Raw genomic sequence first — 292 nt, 5'->3', positions numbered from 1 at the left:
CTTTTTTGTGCCAACATTTCAATTGTATCCAATACAAGTTCATTATCATTCCGCTTGGATATTTTCCAAGAAACAACTTCGTTATTATAAATATCTTGGACAACAGAAAGATACCGAAATCCTTCTTGGAATCGTAGGTAAGTAATATCTGTAACAAGTACTTCATTTTGTTGGCGATCTTTAAATTCACGGTTTAAAACATTCGGAAAAACATTGGAATAGTTCCCTTTAAAGAAGCGACGCTTCTTTCGAATAATAGATTGAATGTTGAGCTCGCTCATTAAGCGATATA

The 292-nt window shown here is 33.2% G+C and carries 1 protein-coding gene; it reads right to left on the bottom strand.

Annotated features, from left to right (window positions below; genetic code table 11):
• Window positions 1–292 (bottom strand): DDE-type integrase/transposase/recombinase (locus LOK41_RS28785; protein WP_347269389.1); only part of this gene is annotated, 292 nt, incomplete at both ends.

The organism is Bacillus sp. TL12, from assembly GCF_022625245.1.
Classification (GTDB): Bacteria; Bacillota; Bacilli; order Bacillales; family Bacillaceae_G; genus Bacillus_A.
The sequence above is the reverse complement of the archived record's forward strand: the minus strand, read 5'-3'. Positions and strand labels throughout refer to the sequence as shown.